General features: G+C 68.3%; 15 protein-coding genes and 1 other RNA gene. 8 read left to right on the forward strand and 8 right to left on the reverse strand.

Translation table 11 applies throughout. The features are described from left to right. Positions 1–12 precede the first annotated feature (12 nt). The gene (locus HWX76_RS14590; protein WP_176015993.1) at positions 13–2,379 is read right to left on the reverse strand and encodes a DNA polymerase III subunit gamma/tau; all 2,367 of its coding nucleotides are present in this window, start codon (positions 2,377–2,379) and stop codon (positions 13–15) included. A 127-nt stretch (positions 2,380–2,506) separates the two neighbouring features. After that, an RNA gene (gene ffs / locus HWX76_RS14595) (signal recognition particle sRNA small type) lies at positions 2,507–2,605 on the reverse strand. Between the two features lie 389 nt (positions 2,606–2,994). On the opposite strand from ffs, the gene trxA reads away from it, so the two are divergent. The 8 genes from trxA (at position 2,995) to HWX76_RS14635 (ending at position 11,594) form a co-directional block, all read left to right on the forward strand. Continuing rightward, positions 2,995–3,321 carry a thioredoxin TrxA gene (gene trxA, locus HWX76_RS14600; RefSeq protein ID WP_006402348.1) on the forward strand — a complete coding sequence of 109 codons (327 nt, stop codon included), beginning with the start codon at positions 2,995–2,997 and terminating at the stop codon, positions 3,319–3,321. 195 nt (positions 3,322–3,516) lie between these two features. Then, the gene (gene rho, locus HWX76_RS14605) at positions 3,517–4,779 is read left to right on the forward strand and encodes a transcription termination factor Rho (protein WP_006478662.1); all 1,263 of its coding nucleotides are present in this window, start codon (positions 3,517–3,519) and stop codon (positions 4,777–4,779) included. A 130-nt stretch (positions 4,780–4,909) separates the two neighbouring features. Then, complete coding sequence (locus tag HWX76_RS14610; RefSeq protein ID WP_050013205.1) at positions 4,910–5,410, forward strand: MerR family transcriptional regulator; 501 nt, start codon at positions 4,910–4,912, stop codon at positions 5,408–5,410. Continuing rightward, the gene (locus HWX76_RS14615; protein ID WP_124630763.1) at positions 5,407–6,960 is read left to right on the forward strand and encodes an MFS transporter; all 1,554 of its coding nucleotides are present in this window, start codon (positions 5,407–5,409) and stop codon (positions 6,958–6,960) included. The genes HWX76_RS14610 and HWX76_RS14615 overlap by 4 nt, the downstream gene beginning before the upstream one ends. A gap of 38 nt (positions 6,961–6,998) precedes the next feature. Next, positions 6,999–7,832, forward strand: a complete 834-nt coding sequence (locus tag HWX76_RS14620) for a M90 family metallopeptidase (RefSeq protein ID WP_124594394.1) — start codon at positions 6,999–7,001, stop codon at positions 7,830–7,832. Between the two features lie 158 nt (positions 7,833–7,990). Further along, positions 7,991–8,257 carry a type B 50S ribosomal protein L31 gene (locus tag HWX76_RS14625; protein ID WP_050013208.1) on the forward strand — a complete coding sequence of 89 codons (267 nt, stop codon included), beginning with the start codon at positions 7,991–7,993 and terminating at the stop codon, positions 8,255–8,257. A 143-nt stretch (positions 8,258–8,400) separates the two neighbouring features. After that, the gene (locus HWX76_RS14630) at positions 8,401–10,233 is read left to right on the forward strand and encodes a UDP phosphate-alpha-4-amino-4-deoxy-L-arabinose arabinosyl transferase (RefSeq protein ID WP_089488498.1); all 1,833 of its coding nucleotides are present in this window, start codon (positions 8,401–8,403) and stop codon (positions 10,231–10,233) included. A gap of 2 nt (positions 10,234–10,235) precedes the next feature. Continuing rightward, on the forward strand, positions 10,236–11,594 hold the full coding sequence (locus HWX76_RS14635; RefSeq protein WP_124554569.1) for an MATE family efflux transporter: 1,359 nt from the start codon (positions 10,236–10,238) through the stop codon (positions 11,592–11,594). Positions 11,595–11,606: 12 nt separating this feature from the next. On the opposite strand, the gene lipA is transcribed toward HWX76_RS14635, so the two are convergent. From lipA to HWX76_RS14665, 6 genes are all read right to left on the reverse strand, one after another. Continuing rightward, positions 11,607–12,572 (reverse strand): lipoyl synthase, encoded by a 966-nt coding sequence (gene lipA / locus HWX76_RS14640; protein WP_050013211.1) that lies wholly within the window; start codon positions 12,570–12,572, stop codon positions 11,607–11,609. A 2-nt stretch (positions 12,573–12,574) separates the two neighbouring features. After that, positions 12,575–13,690, reverse strand: a complete 1,116-nt coding sequence (locus tag HWX76_RS14645; RefSeq protein WP_176015994.1) for an acetoin dehydrogenase dihydrolipoyllysine-residue acetyltransferase subunit — start codon at positions 13,688–13,690, stop codon at positions 12,575–12,577. Positions 13,691–13,694: 4 nt separating this feature from the next. After that, on the reverse strand, positions 13,695–14,699 hold the full coding sequence (locus HWX76_RS14650; RefSeq protein ID WP_124554572.1) for an alpha-ketoacid dehydrogenase subunit beta: 1,005 nt from the start codon (positions 14,697–14,699) through the stop codon (positions 13,695–13,697). A 53-nt stretch (positions 14,700–14,752) separates the two neighbouring features. Next, the gene (locus HWX76_RS14655; protein WP_006478652.1) at positions 14,753–15,736 is read right to left on the reverse strand and encodes a thiamine pyrophosphate-dependent dehydrogenase E1 component subunit alpha; all 984 of its coding nucleotides are present in this window, start codon (positions 15,734–15,736) and stop codon (positions 14,753–14,755) included. 78 nt (positions 15,737–15,814) lie between these two features. After that, on the reverse strand, positions 15,815–16,591 hold the full coding sequence (locus HWX76_RS14660) for an SDR family NAD(P)-dependent oxidoreductase (protein ID WP_050013215.1): 777 nt from the start codon (positions 16,589–16,591) through the stop codon (positions 15,815–15,817). A gap of 57 nt (positions 16,592–16,648) precedes the next feature. Then, on the reverse strand, positions 16,649–17,707 hold the full coding sequence (locus tag HWX76_RS14665; RefSeq protein ID WP_124637700.1) for an NAD(+)/NADH kinase: 1,059 nt from the start codon (positions 17,705–17,707) through the stop codon (positions 16,649–16,651). Between the last annotated feature and the right edge of the window lie 373 nt (positions 17,708–18,080).

The following is an 18,080-nucleotide window of genomic DNA, read 5'->3' on the forward strand; positions in this document are numbered from 1 at the left end:
GGGGCGGTCAGTTCAATGCAGCGTAGGCGGCGCGCCGTCCGGCGCCGAATCGGCGAGCGGGCGCACCGAGCCCTCGACGATGCGCGCACCGAAGTCGCGCACGAGCTGCTGGACGAACGGATCGCCGTGAATCTCCTGCTCGGCTTCGCGCTGGCGTGCCGCGCGCGCGGCCGCATCGAGCGCCGCCGCGGTGCGCCGGGCGGGCCCGACCTCGACGCTCACCTCGACCGGCTTGCCGAGCGCATCGGCCAGTGCGGCCTTCAGCTTCGCCACCTGCGCGGCGTCCGCATACTGCGGCACCGGCACCGACAATTTCAATGCGCTCGCATCGACGGCCGTCAGTTCGCTGTTGAACGCAAGCTGGTACGCGACGCCCTTCAGCGGCAGCCGCGCGGCGAGCGCCGGCCATTCGCCGTCGAAGCCGATCGCATCGAGCGCGATCGCCGGCGGCAACGGGCGCGTGTCGATCGGCGCGGCCGGACGGGCTTCCGCCTGCTTCGGCGTCACGCGCACATCGTCGGGACCGCTGTCGAACACCGGCACGAAGCCGTCGTCGGAACCGCCGAACATCTCGTCGGCGCTGAGCGGTACGTAGTCGTCCGGCGGGATGTCTTCCCACGGCGGCGACGGCTGGCGCGAATCGGCTGCTTGCGGCGCACGCGCAGCGGCACGCGGCGTCGGCACCTGAACGGCGGGACGCGGCGCGGCCGGTTTTTCGGCGGCCGGCTGGGCCGCCGCCGGCTTCGCTGCCGCGCCTGCGCGCCCGCGGTCCGACGACACGCGCATCCCTGCATTGCGCAGCACGTCGAGCGCGGCGGCGGCACCGCCCGCGCGCGCCGCCGGACGGGCGGCGGCCGGCTCGGGCGACGCGGCGCGCGGCGCCGGTGCGGGCTGCGGCACCGGTTCGTCGTTTCGCTGCGCGGCGGCAACGGCAGGCGGCTCGGGTTCCTTGCGGGCGGGAGGCGGCGCGTCGCCGGCGGGCGCAGCCTTCTCCTCCGGCTGCGGCGGCTCGATCGCTTGAACGTCGGCCGCGACCGGTGCCGGTGCTGCCTTTTCGGGCGCCGAAACGGGTGCTTCCGCCGGTGCCGAAACGACCGCCGGCTTGGCGACCGGCCGGGCGGCTTCATCACTGGACTGCGCCGGCGCCGAACGCGCGACCGGCGCAACAGGCGCAGCCGGCGCCGCGGCTTGCGGCCGTGCTGCGGCAGCTACCGGCTTCGCCGCAGCAGCGCGCGGAGCCGGCACCGCACGAGGCGGCACGGACGGCTGACCGGCCGGCGCACTGCCGGCGCCAGCGGCCGGCTCGAACGCGAGCATCCGCAGCAGCGTCATCGTGAAGCCGGCGTATTCGTCCGGCGCCAGGCCGAGCTCGGCGCGCCCGACCGTCGCGATCTGATAGAACAATTGCACCTGCTCGGGGCTCAGCGTCTCCGCGAAACGGCGCAGGTCGGCCGCTTCCGGCCATTCGTCGAGCACCGAGCCCGGCGCTAACTGCGCCCACGCGATCCGGTGCAGCAGGCTCGCGAGATCCTGCAGCGCGGTCGAGAACGACAGGCTGCGCAGCGACATCTCGTCGGCAATCGCGAGGATTTCCGGGCCGTTGCCGGCCGCGAGCGCGTCGAGCAGGCGCACCATGTAAGTCTGGTCGAGCGCGCCAAGCATGCCCGACACCGCCGACTCGGTCACCTCGTTCGCCGAATAGGCGATCGCCTGGTCGGTCAGCGACAGCGCGTCGCGCATGCTGCCCTGCGCGGCGCGCGCGAGCAGGCGCAGCGCCTGCAGCTCGAACGTGATCTGCTCTTCGCCGAGGATCCGCTCGAGATGCGACACGATGTGCCCGGCCGGCATCTGCTTCAGGTTGAACTGCAGGCAGCGCGACAGCACGGTGACGGGGATTTTCTGCGGATCGGTCGTCGCGAGGATGAACTTGACGTGCGGCGGCGGCTCTTCGAGCGTCTTCAGCATCGCGTTGAACGCGTGGTTCGTCAGCATGTGCACTTCGTCGATCATGTAGACCTTGAAGCGCGCATCGACGGGCGCGTACACCGCGCGCTCGAGCAGCGCGGCCATCTCGTCGACGCCGCGGTTGCTCGCCGCGTCCATCTCGACGTAATCGACGAAACGGCCCTCGTCGATCTCGCGACAGGCGCGACACACGCCGCACGGCTGCGACGTGACGCCGGTTTCACAGTTGAGCGCCTTCGCGAAGATCCGCGACAGCGTCGTCTTGCCGACACCGCGGGTTCCGGTAAACAGATAGGCGTGATGGAGACGCCCGCCGTCGAGCGCGTGCGTAAGCGCCCTGACGACGTGCTCCTGGCCGACGAGCGAAGCGAAATCCTTCGGACGCCACTTGCGTGCGAGAACTTGATAGGTCATCGGGAAATTGTATCAGTAACGCTGCGTCGCGCCGACACGCGAAACGGTGCGGAACACGGGCAAGGCGCAGGTCGAACGGAGTGTGATGCAGAAATAAAAAACGCCCTGCGAACGGGGCGAGAAGGAAGGTGACGAGCCCAACCCTCGGCACTGGCGGAAAACGATTGTGGCTGCTTCGTTCCCGACCTGACCAGGTTCACCGCCCCACCATGCGAGGAGGCCCGTCACGGCATATTCTATCACCGCTTCCGGACGAATGCGACCGTTTGTTCGCATCAATGCGAATCTCGCCGGGCAAACCGGCGCGTCGTCCATTCGGACACGCCGCATGCGGCCCGCCCCTTGTAATTGGCGGACCGGCCTCCACCTGCATGGCACAACGGTCGAACGTCGCGTCGTACCCCTACTCGCGTAGCGGCTACTATCGCCGCCCGCAGCAGATAGCAATTTAGGCTAATATGACGCCCGAACGACCCGCGAGCCGCGGATGCAGCGCTTACGCCCCTCCTTTCCGGAAAGGCGGAGTGACCTGCCGCAGCGGCCGGCAGCCTACGGCGGCCGGTACGCCGCAACGCGCAAGCAGGCAGTCCCCGAACCGTAAGAGGTATTGACCCAATGAGCGAACAGATCAAACACATCAGCGACGCATCGTTCGAACAGGACGTCGTCAAGTCCGACAAGCCCGTGCTCGTCGATTTCTGGGCCGAATGGTGCGGCCCGTGCAAGATGATCGCCCCGATCCTCGACGAAGTCGCGAAGGACTACGGCGACAAGCTGCAGATCGCGAAGATCAACGTCGACGACAACCAGGCCACGCCCGCGAAATTCGGCGTGCGCGGCATCCCGACGCTGATCCTGTTCAAGAACGGCGCGGCCGCCGCACAGAAGGTCGGCGCGCTGTCGAAGTCGCAGCTCACCGCGTTCCTGGACAGCCACCTGTAATACCGGCAGTTCCGCGGACGTGTTGTCAGTCGGCAACACGTCCGTTGTCAAGCCGCCGATCGCTCGCTCAAGCGCGAATCGGGCTATGCTAGAATTAAAAAACGTCGACAAGACGCATTTAAGTCTCTGAGCGCTTCCGCTCGCCCTCCTCCCTTATTTTCTTTCGTCGCATCTCCTCCCTGGCGGGTTCTCCGTATGCATTTATCCGAGCTCAAGTCTCTGCACGTCTCCGAACTGATCGAAATGGCCAATGGCCTGGAGATCGAAAACGCGAACCGCCTGCGCAAGCAGGAGCTGATGTTCGCCATTCTCAAAAAGCGCGCCAAGACGGGAGAGACGATCTTCGGCGACGGTACGCTCGAAGTGCTGCCGGACGGCTTCGGCTTCCTGCGCTCGCCGGAAATGTCGTACCTCGCGAGCACCGACGACATCTATATCAGCCCGTCGCAGATCCGCCGCTTCAACCTGCACACCGGCGACACCATCGAAGGTGAAGTCCGCACGCCGAAGGACGGCGAGCGCTACTTCGCGCTGGTGAAGGTCGACAAAGTCAACGGGCAGCCGCCCGAGGCCTCGAAACACAAGATCATGTTCGAGAACCTCACGCCGCTGCACCCGAACAAGCCGCTGTCGCTCGAACGCGAAATGCGCGGCGAGGAAAACGTCACGGGCCGCATCATCGACATGATCGCGCCGATCGGCAAGGGCCAGCGCGGCCTGCTCGTCGCGTCGCCGAAGTCGGGCAAGACCGTGATGCTCCAGCACATCGCGCACGCGATCAAGCAGAACCACCCGGACGTGATCCTGTTCGTGCTGCTGATCGACGAGCGTCCGGAAGAAGTGACCGAAATGCAGCGCTCGGTCGCCGGCGAAGTGATCGCGTCGACGTTCGACGAACCGGCCACGCGCCACGTCCAGGTCGCCGAAATGGTGATCGAGAAGGCGAAGCGCCTCGTCGAAATGAAGCACGACGTCGTGATTCTGCTCGACTCGATCACGCGTCTCGCGCGTGCGTACAACACCGTGATCCCGGCGTCGGGCAAGGTGCTGACGGGCGGTGTCGACGCGAACGCGCTGCAGCGTCCGAAGCGCTTCTTCGGCGCGGCGCGCAACATCGAGGAAGGCGGCTCGCTGACGATCATCGGCACCGCGCTGATCGAAACCGGCAGCCGCATGGACGACGTGATCTACGAAGAGTTCAAGGGCACCGGCAACATGGAAGTGCACCTCGAACGCCGTCTCGCGGAAAAGCGCGTGTACCCGTCGATCAACCTGAACAAATCGGGCACGCGTCGCGAGGAAATGCTGATCAAGCCCGAGATCCTTCAGAAGATCTGGGTGCTGCGCAAGTTCATCCACGACATGGACGAAGTCGAGGCGATGGAATTCCTGCTCGACAAGATCCGCCAGACGAAGAGCAATTCCGAGTTCTTCGACCTGATGCGCCGCGGCGGCTGATCGCCGTCCCGCTCCGCAACACGGCCGCCCGCGCATCCTGCCCAGCGGCCGTTTTTCGATCCCAACCTGAACGTGAACGTACAGGTTGATCTATAATCGCGTCATTGTCCCGCCGAATTCCCCACCTCCGATGCCGAACGACGCCGCCACCCCGCTATTGACCGTCGGCGACGCCGCGTCGCGGCTCGGCGTGACGCCACGCACGCTCAAATACTACGAAGAGCGCGGGCTCGTCACGCCATCGCGCAGCGAAGGCCGCTACCGCCTCTACGACGAAGCCGACCTCGAGCGCTTCGCGCGAATCCTGCGGCTGCGCGCGCTCGGCTTCTCGCTGCACGGCATCACCGAAATGCTCAAGCGCCCGCTGGAAGAAACCGGCGACGGCCGGCGCCGCTATTCGGATGCGTCGCTGCGCGACATCCGCGCCGGCCTCGCCGAGCAGATCGACACGCTCGATCGGCGGATCGCGGCCGTCCAGCGCGAGCTGAAGGAAGCCGTTTCGCTGCGCAAGGAACTGCAGCACGACATCGACTACGTCGAGCGGCGCCTCGCCGGCGAGAACGCCGATGCGCTGATCGCGCAGCGGCGGGCCGAGGCCGGCACGCGGCGCGCACGCAAGGATCGCGAATGAACACGGTGCCGGGCCGGCCGCTGTGGAGCCGCGCGAACCTGCGTGCGGACCTGTTTCCATGGGCGCTCGCGCTCGTCACCGGCATCGACTACTTCGACAACGCCGTCTTCTCGTTCTTCGCGAGCTACATCGCGGGCGGCATCAACGCGTCGCCCGACGAACTCGTGTGGTCGTCGAGCGCCTACGCGGTCACGGCCGTGCTCGGCATCCTGCAGCAGCAATGGTGGGTCGACCGGCTCGGCCATCGCCGCTACGTCGCGGGCTGCATGCTGATGTTCTCGTTCGGCGCGATCGCGGCGGCACTGGCCGACACGTCGCTGACGCTGGCGTTCGCGCGCGGCTTCCAGGGCTATTTCATCGGCCCGATGATGGGCGCGTGCCGGATCCTGATCCAGATCAGCTTCAAGCCGCAGGCACGGCCGCCCGCGACGCGCGCGTTCCTGATCATGATCCTGCTCGGCAGCGCACTCGCGCCGATCGTCGGCGGGCTGCTGGTCGCGCATTCGACGTGGCGCGCACTGTTCGCGTGCACGGCGCCGGCCGGCATCGCGTTCGCGATCCTCGCGTTGCTCACGCTGCCCGATTCGGGCCGCACGCCGGACGACGAACGCGGCTCCGGCCATTTCTGGCCGTACGTCGTGTTCGCACTCGCGCAAGGCGCGCTGCAGATCGTGCTGCAGCAGGTGCATTACCAGCTCTACAGCGGCTCGCCGATGCTGATCGTGCTGACGATCGCGGGGCTCGGCGCGCTCGCATGGTTCGCGTATCACCAATGGCATCATCCGACGCCGCTCGTGCGGCTGCATGCGTTTCGCGAGCGGACGTTCCAGGTCGGGCTGCTGCTCTACATGTTCTATTACTACGAGACGACGGGCTTCAGCTACCTGACGGCGCGGTTGCTCGAGGGCGGCCTCGGCTATCCGGTCGAGAATGCCGGGCGCCTGGTCGGCACGACGTCGCTGCTTTCGGCCACCGCGCTGTTCGCCTACCTGCGCTACGCGAAATTCGTCACGCACAAGAAGTGGTTCGTCGTACCGGGGTTCGCGATCGCCGTCACGGCCGCGCTATCGATGACGCGGATGACGCCGCAGGTCGGCGAAGCGGCGCTGGTCGTCCCGCTGCTGCTGCGCGGATTGTTGCTGCTGTTCATCGTGCTGCCGGTCGCGAACCTCACGTTCCGGATCTTCGCGATCGACGAATACTCGCATGGCTATCGGGTGAAGAACATCGTGCGGCAACTGACGATCTCGTTCGCGACGTCCTCGGTGATCATCGTCGAGCAGCACCGGCTGGCCATGCATCAGACGCGGCTCGTCGAGCGCGCGAACGTGTTCGATCCGCTGTTCCAGCAGACCGCCGACGCACTGACGCGCGGCTATGCGGCTGCGGGCCACGCGCTGAACGACGCGCATGGCCTCGCGATCGCGTCGATCGCGCGGATGGTCGCGCAACAGGCGTCGTTCCTCGCATCGCTCGACGGTTTTTACTTCCTCGCGGGCGTCGCGCTCGTCGGCGGCCTCTTCGCGGCATGGCAAAAACAGATCGATTGAGTTAAAAGACAGGCTTTGGATTTTCGTCCGAAGCCTCCATGCTCTCGAAACTGACCCGCTGGTTCGACGACCGCCGCCGCGACCGCGCGCTGCGCAGCCATCCGATTCCGGACGCGCTGTGGCAAGAAACCGTCGAGCGCCTGCCGTTCCTCGCCGCCCTGCCGCCCGACGCGCTCGGCCGGCTGCGCGAACTGACGAGCCTGTTCGTCGCGAAAAAATCGTTTTCGACCGCGCACGGGCTCGAGCTGACCGACGCGATGATCGTCGCGATCGCCGCGCAGGCCTGCCTGCCCGTGCTGAATCTCGACCTGTCGCTGTACGACGGCTGGGTCGGCGTCGTCGTGTATCCGGGCGAATTCTTGATCCGCAAGACCGTGCAGGACGAGGACGGCGTCGTCCACGAAGTCGAGCAGGACGCGAGCGGCGAGGCATGGGAAGGCGGCCCGGTGATCCTGTCGTGGGAAGACGCGCAGATGACGGACGGCCGCGACGCGTACAACGTCGTGATCCACGAGTTCGCGCACAAGATCGACATGGTCAACGGCGCGGCCGACGGCTATCCCCCCCTTTTTCGCCGCTGGCATGCGCCGCACCTGGACGCACAGGCGTGGGCCGACGTGTTCGAACCCGCCTACGACCAGTTCTGCGCGCGCGTCGACGCGGTGCCGGACCGCGCGTGGGCGCGCTTCGAGCGGGATTCGCTGATCGATCCCTATGCGGCCGACCACCCGTCGGAATTCTTCGCGGTGTGCAGCGAGGCGCTGTTCGTGCGGCCGAAGGCGTTCGAGTCCGAATTTCCGGAGCTGTACCGGCTGCTCGCGCGCTACTATCGGCAGGATCCGGCCGGCACCGGCGCGCTCGACGCACCGTGAAAATTATTCGTCAACCGTCTGATTTTCTGGCATAATCGCCGTTTTTCGACCTTAGGCAAGTGGCTCGCGCCGGGCTTGGCGTCGTCTGGTGATACGCAAATGGGCGTACCCGGCACGGCAAGCGGCGGGTTGGCTACCGCTCTCACCAAGGAAAGACCATGAAAGAAGGCATCCACCCGAATTACCGCGAAGTCGTCTTCCAAGACATGTCGAACGGCTTCAAGTTCATCACGCGCTCGACGATCCAGACGCGCGAAAACATCGAACTCGACGGCAAGACCTACCCGCTCGCCAAGATCGAAGTGTCGTCGGAATCGCACTCGTTCTACACGGGTCAGCAAAAGATCATGGACACGGCAGGCCGTGTCGAGAAGTTCAAGAACAAGTTCGGCGCACGCGCCAACGGCAAGGCTGCAGCAAAGTAAGCCTTGCACCGATCCGGCGGCGGCAACGCACCGGTACCGCACGAAAGGGCAGCCCAGGCTGCCCTTTTTTGTCTCTGCTCGCCCGGAAGACACCGGCCGGCGCCCGGGAAACGACCTGACGCACAACAGCGGGCGCGACTACAATGCCGGATGCTCGAAACCGGCTCGGCCGCGCGCGATCGCGCCGGCTGCCCGCCCATAACAAATCGCTCATCTGCATGAAGCCTGTCGTCCGTCTCACCGCCTCCGCCACGCGCGCGCTGCCGCGCTGGCTGCTGCTCACGCTCTGCTTCGTCTACGCGGCGTTCGGCCTGTTCGGCCGCGACCCGTGGAAAAACGAGGACGCGGCGGGCTTCGGCGTGATGTGGACGATGGCCAAGGGCGGCTGGCACGACTGGCTGCTGCCGAACCTGGTCGGCAAGTTCATCACGACCGACGGGCCGCTCGGCTACTGGCTCGGCGCGCTGTCGATCCGCGGCCTCGGCCCGTGGGTCGACGCGAGCAACGCGTCGCGCGTCGATACCGGCGTGCTGTTCTGCGTCGCGTGCGCGTTCGTCTGGTACGCGGCCTACCTGCTCGGCCGGCGCGCCGAGGTTCAACCGTTCAAATACGCATTCGGCGGCGAACCCGAGCCGCGCGACTACGGCCGCACGCTCGCGGACGGCGCGCTGCTGGTGCTCGTCGCCTGCTTCGGTCTCGCGGAACGCGGGCACGAAACGACGCCGCAGCTCGCGCAGTTCGCGTGGATCGCGATGCTCGTGTACGGGATCGTGCGCGGCATCGACAAGCCGCTGCAGGGCGCACTGTGGTGGGGCCTCGCGATGGGCCTCGTCGCGCTGTCCGGCAATCCGGTGCTGGTCGTCGCGCTGCTCGCCGGCACGGCCGCGCTGTGGCTCGTCACGCCCGAGATGCGCAACCTGCGCCTGCCGCTGGTCGGCCTGCCGCTCGCGGCCGCGATCTCCGCGCTGTGGCCGCTCGCCGCGTACGTCGCGGCGCCCGACGACGCCGCGTGGTTCTTCAACCAGTGGATCCACGGCAGCCTGATGCGCTTTTCGGGCCCGCCGACGGCCGTGCTCGGCTATGCGGCGAAGAACCTGCCGCTGTTTACGTGGCCCGCGTGGCCGCTCGCGATCTGGGCGTGGTGGAGCTGGGCCGGCATGCGCCGCCGTGCGCACATCGCGATTCCGCTGTCGGTCGCCGTGCCGCTCGTCGCGCTCGTGATCCTGCAAAGCCAGCAGTCGAACCGTATGTACATGCTGCTGCTGCCGCCGCTCGCGGTGCTCGCGACGTTCGCGCTGCCGACCCTCAAGCGCGGCGCGATCAACGCGATCGACTGGTTCGCGGTGCTGAGCTTCACGATCCTCGGCACCTTCGTGTGGCTGGTGTGGCTCGCGTCGCTCACCGGCTTCCCGCATCCGCTCGCGCGCAACCTCGCGCGCCTCGTGCCCGGCTACGAGCCGCATTTCAAGATCCTGTCGTTCATCTGCGCGGTGATCGTCACCGTGTGCTGGTGCTTCATCGTGCGCTGGCGCGTGTCGCGACAGCCGAAGGTGCTGTGGCGCAGCGTCGTGCTGTCGGGCGCGGGCACCACGCTGATGTGGGTGCTGCTGATGACGCTGTGGCTGCCGATCGTCAACTACGGCCGGACCTATCGCGACGTCGCGCAACAGATCGCCGTGCACCTGCCGTCCGACTACGAGTGCATCTCGCCGGTGCGGCTCGGCGACGCGCAGATCGCGACCTTCGCATACTTCGGCAACATGCACTTCGATTTCTCCGGCGACTGCGACGTGATCCTGCGTCAGGACCGCGCGGACTTCGGCGAGCCGAGTTCGATGTCGCAATACGTGTGGCGTCTCGTCTGGGAAGGCCGCCGCGTCGCCGACCGCGACGAGCGCTTCCGCCTGTACGAGCGCATCGAACGGCCGAAGACGCCCGTCAAGCGACGTCCGCCGCGCCGCCAGGCGGCCGATTGACGATGTTCGGCGACATCCGCCGGATCGTCGGTCTCGCGTGGCCGGTGCTGGTCGGCCAGCTCGCGATCATCGCGTTCGGCGTGATCGACACCGCGATGGTCGGCCGCTACTCGGCCGTCGATCTCGCCGCGCTCGGGCTCGGCTCGTCGATCTACGTATCGATCTATATCGGCCTGACCGGCATCCTGTCCGCGCTGCAGCCGATCACCGGGCAACTGTACGGCGCGCGGCGCTATGCGGAGATCGGCGAGGAAGTGCGCCAGGCGCTGTGGCTTGCGCTGCTGCTCTCGATTCCGGGCTTCCTGCTGCTGCATTTTCCGGAACCGCTGCTGCGCGTCGCGCACGCACCCGCCGCGCTGCACGAGCGCACCGTCGACTACCTGCGCATCCTGTCGTACGGGCTGCCCGCCAGCCTCGTATTCCGGATCTACAACGCGCTGACCAACGCGGCCGGCAAGCCGCGGCTCGCGATGATCCTCCAGATCGGCGCGCTGCTGCTCAAGTTTCCGCTGAACGTGTGGTTCATCTTCGGCGGCTTCGGCGTACCGGCGCTCGGCGGCCCCGGCTGCGGGCTCGCGAGCACGCTGATCAACTGGGCGCTCGCGCTGATCGGCTACACGCTGCTCGCGAAGCTCGACGTATTCGCGCCGCTCGCGATCTTCTCGCGCTTCTGCTGGCCCGTGTGGGAACGGCAGAAGGCCATCCTGAAGCTCGGCGTGCCGATGGGCCTGTCGTACCTGATCGAGGTCACGTCGTACACGTGCATGGCGCTGTTCATCGCGCAGTTCGGCACGACGACGCTCGCCGGCCACCAGATCGCCGGCAACATCGGCGCGGTGCTGTACATGACGCCGCTGTCGATCGGCGTAGCGGCGTCGACGCTGGTCGCACGCGCGCTCGGCGCCGGACGCGCGGACGAAGCCCGGCTGCTCGGCCGGCACAGCGTGATGTTCGCGTGCGGGGTTGCCGCCGCGTACGGCGTGCTCGTGTTCGCGCTGCGCCCGCTGATCATCGGCGGCTATACGCCGAACCCGGCCGTCGCCGCGGCCGCGATGCCGCTCGTCGCGATCGTCGCGTGCTACCACGTGTTCGATGCGCTGCAGGTCACGTCGGCGTTCGTGCTGCGCGCGTACAAGGTGGCGGTCGTGCCGACCGTGATCTACGCGGTCGCGCTGTGGGGCGTCGGCCTCAGCGGCGGCTACGTGCTCGGCTTCGACGTCGGCGGCATCGCGCCCGCGTGGCTGACCGGCGCGCGCGGCTTCTGGTTCGCGAACACGGTCAGCCTGATGCTGGCGGGCGCGGGGCTCGTACTGTACCTGCGCCGCATCAGTCGCGCGCACGCCGCCGTGGCCGCCGCCTGACGCGCGGGTGCGCTACGCGTCCTCCAGCACGTCGGCTGCGTGATATGACGACCGCACGAGCGGGCCGGCGACGACTTCCCTGAAACCGAGCGCGAGCGCCTCGTCGCGCCACGCGGCGAACGCGTCCGGGCTCACGTAGCGCCGCACCGGCAAATGGTGCGCCGACGGCGCGAGATACTGGCCGAGCGTCAGCACGTCGACCTCGTGCGCGCGCAGGTCGCGCAACGTGTCGCGCACCTCGTCGTCGCGTTCGCCGAGCCCAAGCATCAATCCCGATTTCGTCACGAGCGTCGGCCGCGCGGCCTTCGCCTGCGCGAGCAGTTCAAGCGAGCCGCGATAGTCGGCGCCCGGCCGCGCCGCCCGGTACAGCGACGGCACCGTCTCGATGTTGTGGTTGAACACGTCGGGCCACGCCGACGACAGCGCGTCGAGTGCACGCGCCGCGCGGCCGCGGAAGTCCGGCGTCAGCACCTCGACGCCGATGCCCGGCACGCTCGCGCGCACCGCCGCGATGCAAGCGGCGAAATGCGCGGCGCCGCCGTCGCGCAGATCGTCGCGGTCGACCGACGTGATCACGACGTAGCGCAATCCGAGCGCCGCCGCCGCGTCGGCCAGCCGCGCGGGCTCGGCGGGATCGAGCGGCTCGGGACGGCCGTGCGCGACGTCGCAGAACGGACAGCGCCGCGTACACAGCCCGCCCATGATCATGAAGGTCGCGGTGCGCTGCGCGAAGCATTCGCCGATGTTCGGACACATCGCCTCCTCGCAGACGGAATGCAGCCGATGCTCGCGCAGCACGGCGGCCATGTCGGCCACCGCCGCGCTCATCATCGGCCGCGCGCGCAGCCACGGCGGCTTCGGCAACGCCGCGGCGGCCGCGGGCTCGATGCGCACCGGAATGCGCGCAAGCTTGTCGCGACTTCTCGCGCCGGGCTGGCCGAGCGCCGTGAGGCTGGGTCGTTCGAGCGCGGCGGCCATCGTCAGTCTCCGAGGAATGCGACGATCAGGCGGTTCACGTCGGCGGCCGACTCCATCTGCACCATGTGCCCGCTGCCGGCGATCACCTCGGCGCGCACGCCGCCCGGCAAGTCCTGCGCATGCTGCGCCGGAATCACCTGGTCGCGCTCGCCCCAGATCACGAGCGTGCGCGGCGCCAGCGACGCGAGCCGGTCGCGGAACACGCGCCGCTGCGCGGCGCCGTCGAACGCGGCATGCGCGATCTTCTCCAGCGCGGCCTGCACGCCTTCGAGCCGCTTGTACTTGACGAGATCCTCGACCAGTTGCCGCGTGACCAGCGCGTCGTCCGCGAACAGCGCGCCGAGGTGCGGCTTCAGCGTGTTGCGGCTGTTGCCGGCGACGAAGCCGTCGATGTACGCGCGGTTGATGTCGGCGCCGAGCCCGGCGCTCGCGATCAGCGTGAGCGACGCCACGCGCGCCGGCGCGCTGTCGGCCAACGTCATCGCCACTGCGCCGCCCATCGAATGGCCGATCAGGTGCGCGCGCTCGATGTGCTGCGCATCGAGCAGCGCGAGCACCGCGTCGGCCAGTTCGTCGAGGCTGCCGGTCTCGACCGCCTTGCCCGATTCGCCGTGGCCGGGCAGGTCGAGCGCCCACACCGGCCGGTGCGCGGCGAGTTCCGCGTGATTGAACAGCCAGTTGTTCAGGTCGCCGCCGAAGCCGTGGATCAGCACGGCCGGCGTGCCCGAACCGTCGCCCAGCTTCAGGAAACGGATCGTGCGTCCGCCGATCTGCGCCTTCTCCGGCTGCGGGCCGGCCGCCTCGTCGGACGCCGCGCTCGGCACGAAATCGCGCTGGAACTCGGCGATCGCCGCATCGATGTCGGCATCGCTCGCGTCGGCCGCCGCGACGACGCCGAGCAGCGCGCCGACGGGCAGCGTCTCGCCCTCCTGCGCGACCTGCCGGCGCAGCGTGCCGTCGAACGCGCATTCGACGCCCGACGAGATCTTGTCGGTCTCGACGTCGAGCACCTCGTCGCCCTTCGCCACGCGTTCGCCGATCGCCTTCAGCCAGCCGTTGACCTGCCCCTGCTCCATCGACAGCCCCCACTTGGGCATCGTGATCATGTGAATCGACATCGTGTCAGCTCCTCGTCTTGAGTACCGCCTGCGCGATCGCATCGGCGGACGGGATATACAGGTCTTCCAATACGCCGGCGAACGGCGCGGGCGTATGCGGCGCGGTCACGAGCTCGATCGGCGCCTTCAGCGAATGGAACGCACGCTGCGCGACGAGCGCGGCGATGTCGGTCGCGATCGAGCAGCGCGGGTTCGCTTCGTCGACGACCACCAGGCGCCCGGTGCGTTCCGCGCTTTCGAGGATCGTTTCCTCGTCGAGCGGCGACGTCGTGCGCAGGTCGATCACGTCGCACTGGATGCCGTCCTTCGCGAGCGTCGCGGCCGCGTCCATCGCGAGATGCACCATCCGGCCGTACGTGACGATCGTCGCGTCGTCGCCGTCGCGCAGCACGCTCGCCTCGCCGAACGGAATCGCATAGGACTCCTCCGGTACGTCGCCCTCGCGCGTATAGAGCAGCTTGTGTTCGAGAAAGATCACAGGATCGTTGTCGCGAATCGCCTGGATCAGGAGCCCCTTCGCGTCGTACGGCGTCGACGGGCACACGACCTTCAGCCCCGGGATGTGCGTGAACAGCGACGTGAGCATCTGCGAGTGCTGCGCAGCCGCGCGCAGGCCCGCGCCGTACATCGCGCGAATCACGACCGGCGTCACGGCCTTGCCGCCGAACATGTAGCGGAATTTCGCGGCCTGGTTGAAGATCTGGTCGAAACACACGCCCATGAAATCGATGAACATCAGTTCCGCGACGGGCCGCATCCCGCACGCGGCCGCGCCGACCGCCGCACCGATGTAGCCGCCCTCCGACAGCGGCGTATCGAGCACGCGGCCCGGAAACTTGTGGAACAGCCCCTTCGTCACGCCGAGCACGCCGCCCCATGCGTCGTCCTCGCCCGGCGCACCCGCGCCGCCCGCGTTGTCCTCGCCCATCACGATCACGCTGTCGTCGCGCGCCATTTCCTGCGCGAGCGCCTCGTTGATCGCCTGCGAATAAGTGATCTTCCTTGCCATGTCTGTCTCCTGGAATGTTGGGTTGCCGTGCCGGCTGCCGGGTCAGCCCGCGCTCACGGATACGACACGTAGACGTCGGCCAGCAGGTCGGCGGCATCCGGCAGCGGCGCGGCCTTCGCCTGCGCGACCGCGTCGTCGATCAACGCCTTCACTTGCGCGTCGACCGCGCGCAGGTCGTCGGTCGTCAGCGCCTCGGCGCGCACGACACGCGTTTCGAAATGCTTCAGGCAGTCCTTCTCGTCGCGCAGCTTCTGCACCTCGCCCGGCGCGCGGTAGGTTTGCGCATCGCCCTCGAAGTGGCCGAAATAGCGCGTGAACTTCACCTCGACGAGCGTCGGGCCGCCGCCGTTGCGCGCGCGTTCGACGGCCTCGCCGAGCGCCTCGTGCACCGCGAAGAAGTCGAAGCCGTCGACGATCACGCCCGGCATCCCGAACCCGTTCGCGCGATCGGCGATGTTGTCGGTCGCGACCGACCAGCTCGACGACGTCGCTTCCGCATAGCCGTTGTTTTCGGCGACAAAGATCGCGGGCAGCCGCCACACCGACGCGAGGTTCATCGATTCGAAGATCACGCCCTGGTTCGACGCGCCGTCGCCGAAGAAGCACACGCCGACGCCGCCCGTCTTCTTGTGCTTGGCCGCGAGCGCCGCGCCGCACACGAGCGGGCCGCCCGCGCCGACGATCCCGTTCGCGCCGAGCATCCCCATCGACAGGTCGGCGATGTGCATCGAGCCGCCCTTGCCGCGGCAGACGCCCGTCTTCTTGCCGTAGATCTCGGCCATCATGCCGTGCACGTCGACGCCCTTCGCAATGCAGTGGCCGTGGCCGCGGTGCGTGGTGGCCACGTAGTCGTCGAGGCCGAGGTGCAGGATCGTGCCGACGGCGGACGCCTCCTCGCCCGCGTACAGGTGAACGAAGCCGGGAATCTCGCCGGTCGCGAATTCGACGTGCAGGCGTTCCTCGAATTCGCGGATCGTGCGCATCAGCCGATAGGCGTCCAGCAGCTTGTCCCTGCCGAGCTGTGTCGAAGCGGTCATGTGTGTCTCCTGGTTAGGTCTGACTGCGAATGCCGCCCCGGCCGTGCCGTGGCGGCGGATTGCACGGCCTCGCGGCCGTCAGTGGAACGTGAAGCCGCCGTCGACGTTCACGGCCTGGCCCGTCACGTTGTCCATCGTCGCGAAGAACAGCGCGAGCCGGCCCATGTCTTCCGGCGTCTGCGCGCGGCCCTGCGGAATCAGCGTCAACTGGTGCCGCTGCCACGATTGCTCGACCGATTCGCCGTCGGTCTTCCATTCGTCGGACAGCCGGTCCCACATGTAAGTGCGGACGATGCCGGGACAGATCGCGTTGACGGTTACGCCGTCGCGCGCGAGTTCCTTCGCCAGCGCATTGGTGAAGCCGACGACCGCGAATTTCGATGCGCTGTAATGCGCGAGATTCGGAAAGCCTTCCTTGCCCGCGATCGACGCGACGTTGATGATCCGGCCGCGGCCCTGCGCCTTCAGGTGGGCCAGTGCCGCCCGGCAGCCGAGGAACGTGCCCTTCGCGTTCACGTCCATCACGAAATCCCAGTCGCGCTCGGTCAGTTCGGCGACCGGATGAATGCTGATCACGCCCGCGCAATTCACGAGGATGTCGAGCCGGCCGAGTTCGGCGAGCGCCTGCGCGACCATCGCGTCGACCTGCGCGGCCTGCGTGACGTCGACCTTCGCGATCGCGGCCCGGCGGCCGAGCGCGCGGACCTCGCGCGCGGTGGCGTCGAGCGCGTCGTCGAGCAGGTCGGCCAGCAGGATGTCCGCGCCGGCGCCGGCAAGCGTCAGCGCGATGCCGCGGCCGATGCCGCGCGCGCCGCCCGTGACGATGGCGACCTGTCCTTCGAGAGGGGCTGTCATGCGATGTCTCCTTGATGATCGTTATGGATGGCGAAGCGTCTTCGTCAAACCGGTGTATCAGTCGTGCCACGCGCCGGCGTCGCGCAGCAGCTGCCGCGACGATGCGTAGCGCAGCGTGCGACCGACGTCGACCGTCAACGGCCCGCGCCAGTCGAGCGCGATCTCGTAGCGATCGCCGCGCGCGACCTCGATCTCGCGCTCGCCGTCGAACGCGAGCGTGCCGCGCTCGAACGGAATCGCGTGCCACGTGCCGGGTTCGAGCCGCTCGCAACTGCGCATCACGACACGATCGACGCGCCCCGGCGCGATCGGCGCGACGAGCGGCGTGCCGGCCGCGTTGCCGGCTTGCGCGAAGCGCATCGAGAGCCCGTGCGGCGCGCTGCGCTCGAGCGGCGCCCACGCGCCGCCGAGCGCGGACAGGCCGATGCCGTCCGGTTCCGCGAACGTCAGGTAGAGCGAGTCGATGTCGTCGGAGCCGGAAATCGCGCGCGCGCCGATGAAGCGCTGCCGCGCGGCGCACACGTCGACGAGCGCAATCTCCTCGCGCCCCGGCTGCGCGCCCGCGACGCAGCGCACGACGAGCCGCTTGTTGCGCACGAACGCGACCTCGGCCGGCACGGCGCCGGTCGCGGCGAGCCCTGCGGCGACGCCGGCGACGGTTGCCTCGCGATGTTCGGGAAACGCGTTGTTGGTGCCGGTGGACAACGCGACGAGCGGCGTCGCGCCGCAATGCGCGGCAACCGCGCGATGGGTGCCATCGCCGCCGAGCACGACGATCAGCGACACTTCCATCCGATGCAGATAGGCAGCGCCCGCCTGCGTGTCGGCGACGCTGTCGGTGATCGGCAGGTCGACGAATTCGACGTGGGGCCAGCGCTCGTGCGGCGCGACCGCGCGATGCGTGTCGATCGCGCGCAGCAGCAGCGTCGCGATGCCCGTGCGGTCGCGCAGCGTCAGCACGCGCTCGACGCCCATCGCGCCGAGGCCGGCCAGCAGGCGCACGATCATGTTCGCCTTCTCCGCGGTCGGAAACACGGATGCATGCGTCGTGAGGCGGCGGATGTCGCGCCCCGATGCGGGGTTCGCGATCACGCCGACGGTAACGGGCGTCGTCACAGGTTTGTCTCCATCCAGTCGACGGAGCCGGCGCATTGACGCGCGGCGGCTCCGCCTGTTTCGTCCGCAGCCATCGACGGGCGGCGGATCGTCGTCGCCGACGCGATCGCGGCGGCTTGCCCGTCATTACTGCAAGCGGCGTGCCATCGTGCGTGCGATCGCCGCGAAACCCGCGTGGACGCTGGCGCGGCGGGCATGCGCGGGTTCCGGATGCGCGGCCGTGACGACGCAGCGCGCGTCGAATTCGCGCAGACGTCTCACGTCGCCGATACGGCGACGCGATTGCCGCGGCGCCCGTGCATGCGCGGCGTACCGCCCGCAAACCCTGCGTTCGCGCCGCGCCGCGCACGCGACGCCCCGCCGCACGGCCGCC

The organism is Burkholderia sp. BCC0398 (genome assembly GCF_902833245.1).
Lineage (GTDB): Bacteria > Pseudomonadota > Gammaproteobacteria > Burkholderiales > Burkholderiaceae > Burkholderia > Burkholderia sola.